The sequence below is a fragment of the Deinococcus rhizophilus genome, from assembly GCF_030271215.1.
GTDB classification, from domain to species: Bacteria; Deinococcota; Deinococci; order Deinococcales; family Deinococcaceae; genus Deinococcus; species Deinococcus rhizophilus.
Window position 1 is genome coordinate 1 of sequence record NZ_JASNGB010000062.1, and the last position, 15099, is coordinate 15099.

Annotated in this window: 13 protein-coding genes and 1 pseudogene; 10 read left to right on the top strand and 4 right to left on the bottom strand. The window is 62.7% G+C overall.

The genetic code is table 11. The features are described 5' to 3' along the window. The first annotated feature begins 32 nt into the window (after positions 1-32). A complete protein-coding gene (locus QOL99_RS17800; RefSeq protein ID WP_407650156.1) occupies positions 33-590 on the top strand; it encodes an integrase core domain-containing protein in 558 nt (185 codons plus the stop codon). A 236-nt stretch (positions 591-826) separates the two neighbouring features. Here the strand turns inward: QOL99_RS17800 and QOL99_RS08360 are convergent, their stop codons facing one another. After that, positions 827-2095 carry a DUF945 family protein gene (locus QOL99_RS08360; RefSeq protein ID WP_285522955.1) on the bottom strand — a complete coding sequence of 423 codons (1269 nt, stop codon included), beginning with the start codon at positions 2093-2095 and terminating at the stop codon, positions 827-829. A gap of 463 nt (positions 2096-2558) precedes the next feature. Between QOL99_RS08360 and QOL99_RS08365 the strand changes: the two genes are divergently transcribed. From QOL99_RS08365 to QOL99_RS08405, 9 genes and pseudogenes are all read left to right on the top strand, one after another. Continuing rightward, the gene (locus tag QOL99_RS08365) at positions 2559-4340 is read left to right on the top strand and encodes a CsgG/HfaB family protein (protein WP_285522957.1); all 1782 of its coding nucleotides are present in this window, start codon (positions 2559-2561) and stop codon (positions 4338-4340) included. Next, positions 4340-5407 carry a hypothetical protein gene (locus QOL99_RS08370; protein ID WP_285522959.1) on the top strand — a complete coding sequence of 356 codons (1068 nt, stop codon included), beginning with the start codon at positions 4340-4342 and terminating at the stop codon, positions 5405-5407. Before QOL99_RS08365 ends, QOL99_RS08370 begins: the two co-directional genes overlap by 1 nt. A 7-nt stretch (positions 5408-5414) precedes the next feature. After that, positions 5415-6278: a hypothetical protein gene (locus QOL99_RS08375; protein ID WP_285522960.1), complete on the top strand. Its 864-nt coding sequence runs from the start codon at positions 5415-5417 to the stop codon at positions 6276-6278. A gap of 375 nt (positions 6279-6653) precedes the next feature. Continuing rightward, positions 6654-7682: pseudogene (locus tag QOL99_RS08380) on the top strand (RNA ligase (ATP)). Next, a complete protein-coding gene (locus QOL99_RS08385; protein ID WP_285522961.1) occupies positions 7679-8218 on the top strand; it encodes a 3'-5' exonuclease in 540 nt (179 codons plus the stop codon). The pseudogene QOL99_RS08380 and the gene QOL99_RS08385 overlap by 4 nt, the downstream one beginning before the upstream one ends. Positions 8219-8396: 178 nt before the next feature. Continuing rightward, positions 8397-9719, top strand: coding sequence for a site-specific integrase (locus QOL99_RS08390; protein WP_285522962.1), 1323 nt, complete (start codon positions 8397-8399; stop codon positions 9717-9719). 90 nt (positions 9720-9809) lie between these two features. Further along, positions 9810-10088 carry a type II toxin-antitoxin system TacA family antitoxin gene (locus tag QOL99_RS08395; RefSeq protein WP_285522963.1) on the top strand — a complete coding sequence of 93 codons (279 nt, stop codon included), beginning with the start codon at positions 9810-9812 and terminating at the stop codon, positions 10086-10088. Next, a complete protein-coding gene (locus QOL99_RS08400) occupies positions 10085-10597 on the top strand; it encodes a GNAT family N-acetyltransferase (RefSeq protein ID WP_285522965.1) in 513 nt (170 codons plus the stop codon). The genes QOL99_RS08395 and QOL99_RS08400 overlap by 4 nt, the downstream gene beginning before the upstream one ends. 435 nt (positions 10598-11032) lie before the next feature. Then, entirely contained in the window at positions 11033-12046 is a 1014-nt protein-coding gene (locus QOL99_RS08405) for a tyrosine-type recombinase/integrase (protein WP_285522966.1), read from the top strand. A gap of 490 nt (positions 12047-12536) precedes the next feature. Here QOL99_RS08405 and QOL99_RS08410 read toward each other — a convergent pair whose 3' ends face one another. From QOL99_RS08410 to QOL99_RS08420, 3 genes are all read right to left on the bottom strand, one after another. Continuing rightward, positions 12537-13466 carry a transposase gene (locus tag QOL99_RS08410; protein WP_285522967.1) on the bottom strand — a complete coding sequence of 310 codons (930 nt, stop codon included), beginning with the start codon at positions 13464-13466 and terminating at the stop codon, positions 12537-12539. Between the two features lie 344 nt (positions 13467-13810). Beyond that, the gene (locus QOL99_RS08415; RefSeq protein ID WP_285522969.1) at positions 13811-14344 is read right to left on the bottom strand and encodes a hypothetical protein; all 534 of its coding nucleotides are present in this window, start codon (positions 14342-14344) and stop codon (positions 13811-13813) included. A 178-nt stretch (positions 14345-14522) separates the two neighbouring features. Then, positions 14523-15099: hypothetical protein (locus QOL99_RS08420; protein WP_285522970.1), on the bottom strand; the 577-nt coding region annotated here is incomplete at its 5' end.

The following is a 15099-nucleotide window of genomic DNA, read 5'->3' on the forward strand; positions in this document are numbered from 1 at the left end:
TGGCCCTGCGGGTGGCGGAGTCCTTCACGTCCATGGACGTGAAGGACGTCTTGCACGAGGTCATCGCCCAGCGCGGTGCTCCTGGATTTATCCGCAGTGACAACGGCCCGGAGTTCATTGCCCGTGACCTGGGGATCTGGCTGGCCCTTCAGGACATCGGCACTCGGTTCATCCAGCCGGGAAAACCCTGGCAGAACGGGTTCGCCGAGAGCTTTCACTCTCGGTTGCGGGAGGAGTGTCTGAACCAGGAGGTGTTCTACTCGGCCCAGCACGCCCAGGTGATCCTCAATGGCTACCGGCAGTTTTTCAACGTCAGGAGGCCGCATTCGTCGCTGGGCTACCGGACTCCCGACGAGTTTGCTGGACAGGCCAGGGGGCGGCCTGACGCCCCCCTTTGCGGACAGGACACCGCAAATGAGGTCGTCCGACCTTCCCCTGGTCAAGCAGNGGGCTACCGGACTCCCGACGAGTTTGCTGGACAGGCCAGGGGGCGGCCTGACGCCCCCCTTTGCGGACAGGACACCGCAAATGAGGTCGTCCGACCTTCCCCTGGTCAAGCAGAAAGAGCCCATGGTGTACCCTTCTCCTGAGCCGAGTCTCTACTCGCAACCGTCCAAACTATGGGGCCAGCCCAGTCCCAGTCTTCGTCCGCGCGTGTCCTAGGACTTCGGATACCCGGCAGACGGAGAGTAAATGGACCCGCCCGTGGAAGGCTGTGTCCGTGCCCGGTCCTGCAAAGGGGAGGGTAGCGAAGGTGACCGACAGGCGCACCCGTGGGTATCATCCCCTTTGCGCCCTCCCGGCTCCATGCCACACCCTCTGCCAGCTACTGCAGTGGCTGGCCGTTGAGGTAGGCGCCGTCGGCACTCATGCGTAGGTCGGCCTGATAAAGCTCGCCGCGACGCACGAACAGGCCCAGGGCCTCTCCCTCGTCAACGACTTCGTTTACCTCCTGTTCGTCCAAGGTCAGACTCAGTAGTTCACGCAGCCCAGCCTCCTGGGTCTGCGCCTGAGCCTGGACCTGGAGGGCCGACAGCAGCTGCGTGGGATCGAGCATCATCAACTCCCAGTTCGTGTCCGGACTGGACTGCAGAACGGCCCGGCCGGTAATCACCACCTCCTGCTCTCCTTCGCCGACGGACAGCCTGTCGAGTTGGAGCTGCGGGTTAGCCCGCAGGAGACTCGTCATCAGCGTATTCAGTTCCGCCTCGGGCACCCGGTCCAGGTCAGAACCCAGAGCACTCAACCGGGCGAGTGCGGGTCGGTCGAGGTTCTTGATCGAGAGTTCCAGCCGCAGACCCTCGAGCGTCTGGTTATCCATGCGCAGCTGCCCCACCAGGTACTGCACCGCGCTGTGAACGTACCGGTCATCCCCAGTGACCTGCCATTTGCTTTGCAGGTTGGACAGGGCAAATGGCGTGCCGTCGCTGCGACCTTCGAGTCGTTCCAGGGTCAGCTCAGACTTGCCGTCGCCCAGACCGTCTGGAGTCTGGGTGCCCTGGAAGTCCCAGGACAGTCGGCCGACTTGCATCTGCATCCCCCCGATGTTGTCCTGCAGGACGGCGCCGGGCCAGTGCCCGGTGCCCGTGACCTGGTCGCCCCGGGTGCGGACCGTGCCTGAGAGAGCCTGCCACTTCATCTGATCCCCGGCTTCACTGAACTGCCCGGACGGCACCTGGTAGGTGGTGACGCTGTTGCCCCCGAACTGCACCTGGGTCTGCGCTGTGATTTTCTTACCTGAAAAGGCTTTATCGAGCTGGGCCTGGACCTCAGCTGGGAAGAGCACCTCGGTGACGACCCGGGCCGCACCAAAGCTCTTGCCCTGTGGGAAGGGGCCGTTGTGGAGGCGGCTGTGCAGGGTGATGTCGAGACGGTCAGGACTGTTCGGGAACAGGGTGATGACCGTGTCCTGGGTACCGCCCATCAAGGTCTTTTCGAAGGGGCCGACCTTCATACTGGCGACGCCGCTCCGGGTCAGGGTTTCCTGAACCTGGGCCAGTTGCTGCTGAACGTCACGCTGGGTCTGCTGTCCAGCGTAGGCTGCAGCCCCCACGCCGCCGACGAGCAATAGGGCAGTCAGGGCAAGTTTGTTCATAGGTCCCTCCTGGGAAAATGGGCCCTGGTGGAAGGGAGGGCCGTCGTGCCCTGGCAGGTGCCTTTGCCTCACGGGTGAGGAACGAACAGCCGAATACATCGAGAAAGTGATCGATAGCCAGAACCTTGGACGACGAGGAGGTCATAGGGAAATCTCATGTCCAGCGGCAGGCTTTCCGATGGTCACCTCTGGAAGTTGGCGACTTCTCCGCCGCAAGGTTTTCATATCCCCCATGTTTTGCAAGCAGATCTGCGTTGCACAGCGGGGATAGGAGCGGCGAGATGTGTCCTGGCGATGGCCGAACAGGTGTTCGGTCGAACATCTGTTCGGCCACCTGGGTACGCGGCATTCCACGTCCGTCGGTTGATAGGGCAAAGAGATGAATGCGTAGTGACTCACGTCGGCAGACGGCAGCTACGCAAATTGTGGTATTGAATAAAGTAAACACTGCTATACTTTTCACATGAAAATCACACGGAAGCCGTGGTGGCTCCTGACCGCAGGTGTGCTGGCCCTGGGTTCCTCTTCTCTTGCCCAGTCGGCAACCCTGGGGGTTGCCTACCTCAACAGCAATACCCCCAACCCTGAGGCGGGTTGGATCAGCCGCGGACTGGCAGACATGCTCACCACTGACCTCTCGAAGATCAGCAAGCTTACTGTGGTACAGCGCGAGCAACTGGACAAGGTCCTCAAGGAGCAGGCCCTGGGGGCCAGCGGAGCCGTGGATCCGGGTAAAGCGGCGCAGCTGGGTAAGCTCCTGGGTGTCCAGACCCTGCTGACCGGTTCGTACGCTGCCATCGGGCGCAACGTCCGCGTGGACCTGCAATTGATCAACACGTCGACAGGAAGAGTTGAAGGTGGAGTGACGGCCGAGGGGTCTATCGACTCAATCTTCAGTTTGGAAAAGCAATTGGTGCTCGCCGTGATCAACAAGCTGGGCATCATGCCAAGTCCGGCGGAGATGCAGGCCATCTTACAGCCTGAAACCCTGAACAACCAGGCCATAGTTCTGAATTATCAGGCACTCGCACAGTTGCAGACTAATCCGAAGGCCGCCACGACCACACTGCAAAAAGCCGTCGCGCTTGACCCCAACTACGCCAGTGCCCAGCAAAACCTCCGCACAGCCTTAAGTCTGTCAGGCAATTCCATTGCCAATACGGCGATGCTTGACATAGATTTAAAGAGCAAGGAAATCCAGGCCGTCCGTCAGGCAGCTGAAGTAATCAAGAAAGGCGTGCGCATTTTCGACGTCAAATTGGATGAGCCAACCACTGAGGCAAGTAGCCCGGAAATGGTAAGCATCGACTACTCCTTTAAAGTGCAGCTGGAAACAGGAACATTGGCTGCGGTAGCTAAACTCCTGGAGCCTTTTTCACGGGAGGGCAAGGGTCGTTCGCCCTTGGTGCTGGAATCGCCTGGTCTCGGCAGAGGTGACCAGAAGAACATCACCCTCTCCGACGACTCTATTGCATTCTTAGTAGAATACTTGAAGGGCATTGTTCTAAGGCATGCCTTTTATGGTACGGGTAAGCATCCCATATACATAAGTCAGTTTTATAGTGGCTTAGGAGACATAACCGTAGCGTCTGTTGCTGGTATTCGTGGATATAATAAAATATTGAAGGAGGAGGCAATAGAGATTGAGCCTGACCCCCTATCGATGCCCATATCTCTACTAAAAAACATTATCACGTCATCTCCACTTCTCGTTTATAACGATCAACAAAGGTCGGGTGAAGAAACCAATTTCCTTTACATAGATGCCAGAAATGCGCGTGAACTTGGTGTGCCTCAGGGATACCTACGCGACTCAGGCATTGATGGAAAGGAATGTACAGCATCCCTGAAAGATGGTAATTACAACCTACAGTACGGTACGTTCGATGCATACATTCCATCAGCCAATTTAATCGTTAAGCTTTCGGGGGCTTGTTTAATCTATACCAAAATTAATGATAGTGACTTCAATCCGAGTCGGTTAAGTGAATTACTTTACAGCGGCGAAGACTTCAATGTCACTGTTTATCAGCTGGACCAGAAAAGTGCTATTTCTCGTCCCAGAAGAGATATAGCACGCTCTGATGATGTTACCTTTGATTATAGCAGGTATGGCATAAAGTTTAATTTGACCATGCCAGTAATGAATGAGTACGCGCCTAGATATTTCGACATTAAATTAGGAAGCGACGGTGGAAATAATGCTCCGAAGTTTGAAGGTTTCAGCGTAAAGCCCTTTTTCTGATGGTCGTCCTCCATATCCAGGCCGCCGAGCAGCAAGTCACCACTCAGGGACAGGCGGCCATTCAGACCACCCTGCAGGCGGCCCGTACCGCCGCGATCGCAGAAGCCCAGCGGGCCGCCACCGATCTCGTCCTGGGAGCCATCGTCACAGCAGAAACCCAGGTGGCGAACTATGAACTTGTCCGCGACACTATCGTTCGGCGAAGTGGGGGCCTAGCCCGGCTCGTCAGCGTACAAGCCGAGAGTCAGAAGGACGGCATCTACACGGTTCGGGCCACCTTCGCCGTCTCGAAAGAGCCGCTCGCGCAACAGATCCGGGCCCTGCTCGACCGCACAGGCGATCCCCGCGTGCTGGTGCTGTTGCCCGAGACTTTGGCTGGGCAGCCCAACAACAGTTCCACTGCCGAAGCCCTGCTCTCTACCGCCCTGCAGGAGCGGGGCTTCCGGGTATTGGACCCTTCCCAGACCGAGCGGCTCACCCTACGGGAGCAGGCCCTCGCCGACCCGAAGGTGGCCCGTGATGTGGCTTCCCGCTTCGGTGCGGACCTGATCGTCACAGGCACAGCGGTTGCCGAGCCTAATGCTGTCGTTCCAGAAGCCCTGAAAAGCGCAGGGCTGCTGTCGTACACCGCGAAGCTGAACGTCAAGGTGGTCGACGCGATCACCGGACAGCAGTTGTTCAATCAAGTGCTCACGGGGGCGGGGACGGGGGCCAGCCCACACGCGGCCGGACAGATGGCGCTGCAACGCGCGGTAGGGCAGGTGGAGACGCCCGTTGCGTCCCGGATCATCGACTGGCTAGCCGGCACGGGCCCGGCAGCGAGGCGCACCTTCACCGTCCGCGTCTCCGGCTTTCCCAGCTACCGGGCTTACAGCGCCTGGCTGCAAGGCGCGCGGACCGCGCCCCAGTTCAGCACCGTATCCTCGCGGACCTTCGACGCGGCCGGCACGGAAGTGCAGATTGAATTCGGCGGAAGCGCCGACGCCCTCGCCGATCTGCTCGAAGGCATGCAATTGACCGTCACCGGCGTGACGGGTACAGAGATCCGGGCCACCTACCGCCCTTGAGGTTCCCATGAAGAACGTACTTTCCCTGATGCTTGCCCTCGGCCTGTCCTTCGCGGCCGCCGACATCCAACCCGTCCCCACAACACTCCCCCTCCCGGCGGCGCGAGCCCCTCTGGGTCAGACGGCCAGCATCGACTGGAACACCCAGACCGTGACGGTGGAGGGCGCGGCCACCACCCGGCCCGGGCTGTCCCAGGCGCAGGCATACCTACAGGGCAAGGCGGCAGCCACCGCGGATGCCCAGCGTCTCCTGGCGGTCGCGCTGGCTGGTGTCCGCGTGGACGCCCAGACCACCGTCAAGGATTTCGAGCTGCAGAACGACGACATCTCCACCCGAGTCAGCGCGGTCGTCCGTGGGCAGATCGTCGGGGAGCCGCGCATCGAGCGCATGCCGGATGGGTCGTCCATCGTCTTCGTGAAGATGGGTGCCCCCCTGGGCAGCGCGACGAACCTGTTGAAGGTACTGACTCCACGTCCGCCTGCCCCGCGGATCACAGTGAACGTCACGAACATCAATGTCGTGACCGTCGTGCGTCCTGCACCCACTGCCCGCTTTGGCGGCCTCATCATTGATGCCCGGCGTACGGGCTTCTCCCCCTGCCTGCTGCCGCGCATCTACAGCATGGACGGCAGTCTGCTGTGGACCTACAACGCGTTGGATGCCCGTGGCAAGGGAGTCAGCGGTTACGCCCGCAGCGTGCCGCAGGCGCAACGGATGACCGAGCGCGGGGGACACGCGGCCCTCGTCGTGCAGGGGTTGGCCGCAGACCGCTGCAACGTAATCGTGAGCCGGCAGGAAGCCGACATGATCCGTGCCTACGACCGCGTGACAGGGTTCCTCTCGGACTTCAACGTCACCCTGGTGTTTTGAATCCCACCGTACTCGAGCGATTGAGGCCGCACCATAGAAAAGGGGCGTGCATGAGCCAACTTTTAGTCAGCTCCTTCCGCTGGCAAGGGGTCGAAGTGTAACAGGTCCGCGACGGTGTACTGCTGTCCGGTCAACATGCGCAGGCCCATCAGCACGCGTGCCAGCACGAACTTGGAGATGGCATCGGTGCGGTTGTGGTAGACGACTAAGCCGCCCAATTCCCCTGGGCAAGGGCGACTCAGCTCATGTCTGCCCCCACCGTGACTGTGTATTTCGCTTACCGGGGCCCGAGAAGCTGGCGGATGTCGCACGCCCCGTTCCCCCTCTACGCTTCCCCGTGGCAGTCAGGAGCCTGCCACGACAGGAGAAGCACGTATGGCCACCTCACAAGTCATCAAGGACCGCGCCCGCCTCTTTCCTCACCCGAACGCGGAGCGTCTGGAGCTGTGCAAGGTCGGTTCCTTCCAGCTCGTCGTCCGCAAGGGGGAGTACCAGGACGGCGACCCCATTGTGGTCGCGCCCGAGCGGGCCCTGCTCCCGCCCCACCTGGCGGCCCGCTACGTCAACGCGGACACGGGCGTGTCGTACCTGCATGGCCCGGAGAAGAACCGGGGCGGGGCCGTGCGGCTGCGTGGTGAGCTGTCCCAGGGTGTGATCCTGCCCCTGGACGGGCTGGAGGACGCGCCCTTCGGCGAGGACCTCTCCGGGAGGCTGGGCATCACCTTCTGGGAACCGCCCATCCCCGTCAGTCTGGCCGGAGAGGTCGCCTCCCTGCCCGTCTCCCCGCACTACGGACACCACGACGTGGAGTAATTCGGCATCTACGCGGGTGAGTTCCAGTCGGGCGAACCGGTGATCGTCACCGAGAAGCTGCATGGCACGCAGGGCGTGTACTTCCGCGCGGCGGACGGCGCGTGGCGGGTGACCAGCAAGGGCCTCTCGCGTAACCGCCTGAGTCTCAAGCCCAGCGACACCAACGTGTACTGGCGGGCGGCACGCCGGACTGGGCTGTTCGAGGCGGCGGACGCGGCCTTTCCCACCGGGGAGGTGCAGGTGTTCGGAGAGGTGCTGCCGGTGCAGAAGGGCTTCTCCTACGGCCAGGTGCATCCCACGGTGTTCGTCATCCGCATCGTCCACGAGGGGCGTCCGCTGCCCCGGGCGCAGTGGCCGGCCTGGTTCGTGGAGCGCGGCGTGCCCGTGTTGTACGAAGGCCCCTTCGACGAGGCGACACTGCGGGCGCTGCGCGGCGGCATGGAAACGGTCTCCGGACAGGGGCTGCACATCCGGGAGGGCGTGGTGGTCACGCCGCAAGTTCCGCGTCTGACCGCGGACGGACGGGACCTCGGTCTGAAGCTGATCTCGGACGCCTACGCGAAGAAGGAGACCGGGGAGGAGTTCTCGTGACCCTGCTCAACGTCGTGGACGTGGAGGCCACCTGCTGGGCGGGTGAGCCTCCACCCGGGCAGCGGAACGAAATCATCGAGATCGGCATCTGTGTGCTGGACCTCGAGTCGCTCGAGCGGCTGGAGAAACGGAGCGTGCTTGTTCGGCCCGAGCACTCGGAGGTCAGCGCCTTCTGCACCCAACTGACCGGCCTGACGTCGGAGGAGGTCGCGACCGGTCTGTCTTTCCGTGAAGCCTGCGACGTGCTGCGGCGTGAGTTCCACTCGGATTCGCGGCCCTGGGCGAGCTGGGGCGACTACGACCGCCGGCAGTTCGAGCGGCAGTGCGTCGGGGACGTCCGGTACCCCTTCAGCTCCAGGCACACGAATGCCAAGCAGGTGTATGCCAGCGGGTACGGCCTCAACCGGCCGGGAATGGCCAGAGCCCTGCGGCACACCGGTCTTCCGCTGGACGGCACCCATCACCGCGGGGCCGACGACGCCTGGAACATCGCCGCCTTGATCGCCCGGATGGTCCGGGACGGGCTCTGGCATTAGAACAGGGGCGAGGTGATCCACTTTGAGGCCGCTCTACTCGGCCGCCCGGACGACCTGACCATTCCCCCTGGGCTTCCGGATCCGCGCGCGGTGAGACGCTGGCCGAGTCCTCATGGCCGTGTGACATCCCACGGGGATGGCTGTAAGAAGACGAGTTGGAGAAGGTACCGTCCACCCCATGGTTCTGAAGGGCCGTGTCGTCAGTTTCCGGGGGCTGGCCAGCTACAAAGATCCCGTCACCGGGAAACAGCGCCGCCGGTCGGTGAGCCGCAAAACCCGTGAGGAGGCGGAACGGGCCCTCGCGGCCCTACTGCGCACCCTCCCGAAGGCGAAGCCGGTAAAGCGCCGCACGGCCACCCCACCCGCCCTGCCGCCAGCCAGGGAGCCTGACTCCCTGCACGCCTTCCTGCTGCGCTGGCTGGCCTACAAGGAACGCGACGTGCGGCCCTCCACATACCGTACGTATGTGCAGGCCCTGCTCCCGGTGCTCCCCACCCTCGGAGCGCGTTCCCTCGCCGGGCTTCAGGTGCTCGAGGTCGAGGAGATGATGCAGACCCTGCACCAACAGAACGGTCCCCGTGGAGCTGGGCGGTCGCTGCACATCCTGCGAATGGCGTTGCGGCAGGCGGTGCGTTGGCAGCTCGTGCCCCTCAACGTGGCGGAGAACATCCGCAAACCTAGGGTCACCCGGCAGGAGACGCTGGTGTGGACCCCGGCACAGGCGGCGAAGTTCCTGAAGGTGGCGCAGGGACACCGCCTCTACCCCCTCTTCGCGCTGGCCCTGAGCACCGGGATGCGCCGGGGCGAGCTGCTGGCCCTGCACTGGGGAGACGTAGACCTGGAAGGCCGTGAGATCACCGTCCGGCACAATCTGGTCAAGGACGCGGCTGGGCATTACGGCATCGGACAGCCGAAGACCGACGCCGGGCATCGCCGCATCCTGCTGGCTGGGGATACGGTCGACCTGCTAAAGGATCATGCACAGCGGGAACAGCGGGGAAGACGGACGCCTCGCCCCACCGACCTGGTGTTCACGGCAGCATCTGGGAATCACGTGCAGGGCCGTCACCTCGACCGGACCTACCGGGCGCTGATGGAGGAGGCGGGCGTGCCGCGGCTGCGCTTTCATGACCTGCGGCATACAGCAGCGAGCCTGCTGATCCGCCGGGGCGTACCGCCCAAAGTCGTGGCAGACCGTCTGGGTCATGCCGATGCCAGCTTCACCCTGAAGGTCTACACGCACCTGTACGACGACCAACGGGCGGTGGGGGCTCTGTCCCTGACTGACCTCCTGGAGACGGGAAGGGAGGGACATGGCCCCGTCCCACGGCCCACCTCAGCGGCTGACCTGAGCCAGGGTCTGGAAGCTTTGAAGCAACTCCATCGGGCCCTGGGCACCTTCCTCGAGACAGCACCGCAATGGGCGACGACAGTGCTGCGTGATGTGGTCCTCACCCGAAGCAGCCCTAGAAAAACGCTGCGGAGTCCCACTTCCGGGTGAGCCAGCCACCCAGATGCTGGCCAGCCTCACGTCAAGGGACTGCCTATAAGTGTACGGCATTTTGCCGTACACTAGGATCAGGAGGGAACCATGACGAGTGCAGCCAAACTTCAGAGGCTTGAGGCACGCATCGACGCCGAGAAGAAGGAAACGATCGGGGCGGCGGCCGCCGTGCAGGGCCTGTCTATCAGCGACTTCGTGATTCAGGCGGCCTACAACCGCGCGCTGGAGACCCTCCAGGCCCACCGCACCTTGCAACTGTCGGCCGCAGATCAGCACCTGTTTATGGAGACCCTGATGAACCCGCCGGCTCCGAACGACGCCCTGCGTCAGGCTGCTGCCCGCAGCCGGGAGCGCTTCGGTTCGTGACCGCGGCCTTCCGCATCGTCCCCTTCAGCCCGAACTATGACACCAGTGCCTTCGAAAGCCTGGATGAGCACCTGACCGCCTATCTGAAGGAGGGCCGCCTGCAGCGGGACCTGAAGATGGGTCAGGCGGCTGTGTTCCTGATGGTCGACGAGGCAGACCGCGTCCAGGGGTACTACACCCTGGCGTCGGCCAGCGTCGGGCGCCAGGAGGTGTTCAGCGGGACCCAGGCCCGGAAGTTTCCCTACCCGCAGGTGGCGGTGACCCTGTTGGGCCGCGTGGCCATTCATCGAGATCTCCGTGGTCAGGGGATCGGCACGGACCTCATCCTGTATGCCCTGCATCAGGCGGCGCAAGCGTCACAGACGGTGGCATCCTACGCGGTCATTCTGGACGCCAAGAACGAGAAGGTCGCGGCCCTCTATGCCTCCTTGGGGTTTATCCCCTTTCGGGATCAGCCCCTTAAGCTCTTTCTCCCGATGGACACCATTCGGCAACTGCAACTGCCCTAGCGGTCGGTGAAGGATCTGGTCATATGTGCCCAACTGGCCTGGAGGCGATGGCTTTGAGGGCTGCTCATCCCCGGAACTTTGTGGACGAATGCGCGCCCTGAGGTTTGGTGGGGTAGCCATAAGCTCGCGCCACTCGCCGTGCCGAGGGAGCTTGCCACGGTGCGGCTCGTTCAGGGTGCCAGGCGGCGTTGCTGCGCAGCGCGTTGAATCAAGGACACAGCTGGGAGGGCTGAGAGTTGCTCTGCCAGCCCAATGCTTGCGGCTTCTGACCAACGTACTGCCTGCTAGCCCAGCAAGAGCGCTGTTCGCTTCAGTTGGAACACGTCCTCCGGTGTCGCGACCACCATCAGCCCTGGCACCGGATGATCGCTAGGGTTGGCTGACCCCTGGACAGCGTCAGAAGCCCCTGTCAGTTATTCAGGCATAATTGACCTTATGCCAGAACAACTCAGTGGGGGAGAGCTAACCCTATACCGGGGGGACCTCCTCGCCCGGACCCGGGAATGGACCAGCCTGCATGACGAGGAGCTGCGGCGCCGGGCAGTCCAGGCCGCTGGGGAAAAGGACGTCACCTCCCTGGTCAGCCTCACCACTGCCTACCTCACTCATGCCGGAGCGTCGGGTGTCCTGACCAGCCCCCACACGGTCGCGGCCTACGCTCGGGGCGTGCGGCAATTCCTGACCTGGGCCGAGACTCAGGCCGTCAGTCTGCTGCGGCCGGGCCGTCACGACGGTCAAAGCTTCGTCAATGCTCTGCTGGCGGAAGGCCGGGCGCCCGCGGGTGTCTCGCAACGGGTCGCGGCGGCCAGCTGTCTCTACCGGGCGCTGCGCTGGGCCGGGGCCACCGAGGCTACGCCCTTTCAGGATGTCCGTGTGCCGCGCGATCCCACGCCGGGACTGGTCAAGCGCCCCCCCTACACCGACGACGAACTCCACGACGTCTTGCAGGTGGCCGACGTGCAGGCCCGGTTGCTGCTGCTGCTCACCGCCCACGGGGGCTTGCGGATCAGCGAGGCCCTGGCGCTGAGGTGGGAAGAACTGGACGAGGGCGCGCGGCGCCTCCGGGTCACGTCCGGCAAGGGCCGCAAGAGCCGGGTGGTGGCGATGAGCACGTCGCTGGCGCGGGCGGTGCGCGATTACCGGGCCCTGTATGGGCCCGGGGGCACGGAGCAGCTGGACGGCCTGCGCACCACGGGTCTCGACCGGGTGTTCCGGTTTGCGGATGCGGAGACGGCCCGGTATCACCTGGGCAAGGCGTTCCAGGTGGCGGGCGTGAAGTTCCGGGGCTTTCACCCGGGGCGGAAGTATGCGGGGACGCGGCTGCTGGGGCAGGTCAAGGACTTCGGGCGAGTGGCGGCGCACCTGGGGCACGAGAGTGTGGACACCACCCGTAAAGGTTACGCAGCCCTCCCGGTCGATGATCTCAAGGGCGACCTCGCCGGATGGTAGGCCGTGCAGGCAAGCACGGCCCGAACGGCTCGCGACGCTGGAGGTCGTGGGTCAGTTCGGGAACGTTGACCTCTCACACAACCGCTCCAACGGAGGGTTTGTTCTGATTCAACCGAAATATTAACGGATATTTCGCTTCATGGTGAAAAAGACCTCTGGAAAAAGCTGTCTGGGAAGGCATTTTTTCGACTTGCCCACAGAATCGCTAGGAAGGGGCCTCCAGTCGCCGCTGAGGGGTACAGCCTCCCCAGATAGGATCTCGCCTTCATGACCATGCACAGTCAGAATGCAAGTCGCTCCTTCCTTGGCAGGAGTTCCAGGCAGGTCTGGCGGCTTGATGTTGGCAAGCAGCCTTGAGAAGTGGAACATGTGCACGAGAGGCGCGTGTTCCACTTCCCCTCCTCTTAGATAAGATTCAGGGTACAGCCCTATGGTCACGTGCTCAGATGCCAGTGGCTGTGTGCCCTGGCCCCTGACCGCCTGACAGATTTTATGAGGGTGGACGAAAAACGAGCTTCCAGCCGACTTCAAGCGTCCTTTGTGGGGCAGGGGGAGGACGTTTCCGGCCGCTGAGCGGCTCAGGGTCAGACCCGCCGTAGAGGGTCAGGCGGGTGAAGACCGCCCGCCCTCGGCTCAGCGCGTACTGAACAGCCCGGAGACCGATCTTGAGATAGCTCAGTCCTCGCTGCCAGTGGGGATCGACGACACGTCGATCCCCACGCTGCACGACCTCTATTCCTTCAGACACGAGCAGCAAGGTCGCCACCGCCACCACCAGAATCAGCCGTTCCAGGCTGGCCGCATCTCGTAGCCTGGAATCCTCCAGACGAAACAAGCCGCTTTTCTCGTCCAAAAAGCCTTCTTCAATCTGGAAGCGTTCGCCATACTCGGCGAATGTCTCGATGCTCGTCGCCTCGTCACTGACGACCTGCCACTGTTCTGGGCCGTCCGACGGACGGCCCAGGGCGACGTGAATCGGGCCAAAGTGCCTCCCGGTGAGGGTGACGTTGTGAAAGCAACGGGTCTCTCTGGGCGAAAGTCGCACCTCATTCACCTTGCACAACCGCTGCCCGTCTGGGGCGGCGAGGATCAGGCTGGACTTGATGCGGATGCGATAGTGCCACCCGCAGTGTCGGAGCCAGGCCATCAGTGCCGTGTCGCAAAAGCCCCGGTCCGCCAAGAGGCGGACCTCATGCAGCCCGAGGAAATCAAGCATCCCTTTGGCTTCGGCCAGGACGGGCAGCAATTGGGCTGTGCTGACCTGGGCGCTGGAATGTTCGAGGACGCGCGAGACGAGCGGAACCGCTCGTCCCCGGAAGAGAACAGAGACACGGATCAGGCAGAATTTCTCGAACAGCACACTGGTGTCTAGGGCCAGGATCAGCGTGTGTTCACCCCAGCCGCGCAGGGCACGGGTCACGAGTGGACCGTAAATGCCGCCACAGTCGATGGCTGGATTCTCCAGCCACCGACGAAATCGGCGTTCGGTGCTCTGGGCGAAGGTGGCTCTGGAGTGGATGTGCGGCAACCATGCTGCGAGGGAACTCCGCTGGGAGAGCAACAGACCTGTGACCATCCAGGCGAGCGTCCGGGCGTTGCGAATGTCGTTCCACAGGCTCGTCTGGAGATGATTAAGGACAGCTTGGTAGAGTCGGGGAGCGTCCCCGGTGGCATTTTCGGTTCTCACAGACAGAAAGTGTCCCCCACCGGGGACGCTTTCTCATACTTTGTGTCAGGCGATCAGGCCCTGGCCCTCCAACGGCCTCAAAATACCAGAGTGACGTCGAAGTCCGATAGGAAGCCGGTGGCCCGGTCGTAGTCCCGAATCATGTCGGCTTCTTGGCGACTGACGATGACGTTGCAGCGGTCGGCGGCCAGCGCTTGCACGATGAGCGCCGCGTGGCCGCCACGCTCGGTCATCCGCTGTGCCTGGACCACACTGCGGGCGTAGCCGCTGACCCCCGCGTCACGGGCATCCAGCGCGTTGTAGGTCCACAGCAGACTGCCGTCCATGCTGCAGATGCGCGGCAGCAGGCAGGGAGAAAAGCCCGTGCCTAGGGCGTCGATGATGAGACCTGAGAAGCGGGCCGTGGGCACTGGGCGCACGACATTCACCACGTTGACCTTCGTGACGTTCACCGTGATGCGGGGCGCCGGGGGCCGGGGGGCCAGCACCTGCAGAAGGTTGGTAGCGCTGCCCAGGGGGGCGCTCATCTTCACGAAGACGAGGCTGGAGCCGTCGGGCATACGCTCGATCCGGGGCTCGCCCACGATCTGGCCACGCACGACGGCGCTCACGCGGGTGGTGACTGAGGGTTATAGGACGCACCACGACCAGCAGCGCCCCGAGAGGTGTGCTGATGCCGATGCTGGATTCAATAACGCTTACGGCGCTCGCGCTTTCAGCAGGGGATGCGAGGCTCGCTCGGCCACTTGACTGTCCGCCTTCCCCACCTGTTCTCAGCTCAAGTAGCTTTTAGCGATAGAACCCGATGACATACGTGTTCTCGGGTCGCCAGTCAACCCATTCGCAAGACATGCCGCGGTGGGCTGGACCCGCCCAGCCTCCGCTTTCATCCAGAAGTCCCACACAATGCTCAACAGGGTTCAACCGGTACCTCTGGTCTGTGCGGGGGTTGCCTCCGAAGTTCGTGGTCTCTAATTGGGATGGAGCAACACCCATAAAATCCCTGACCATCAGGTCAATCATCTTCTTCCGCGTTGCCACAGGTACTTTGTGCCAGACTTCACCCGCCATGACCAGTTCGGCTTGCATGAGAGTGCCATCCGGCAGCCTTTCCGTCCAGAGTTCGATCCCCTTGAAGCCGGGAAGGCTGTAAGCATGATGTGTTCCAAGAGGGGGAGCTTTGCCGCTGTAGAGCTGACTCCCCCTCTTATTGATGAGCTGACACCGGTAGGCCTTACAGAAGGGACTGACGGCGACGCTGCCTTTGGTGCCCAGCGGAGCGGCCTGAGCTGGGGCGTGAACCAAGAGAAGCGCGAAGCCCAAAAAAACTATGACGGCAAAGGGGGCTTGAGGAGTAGGCTGGGAG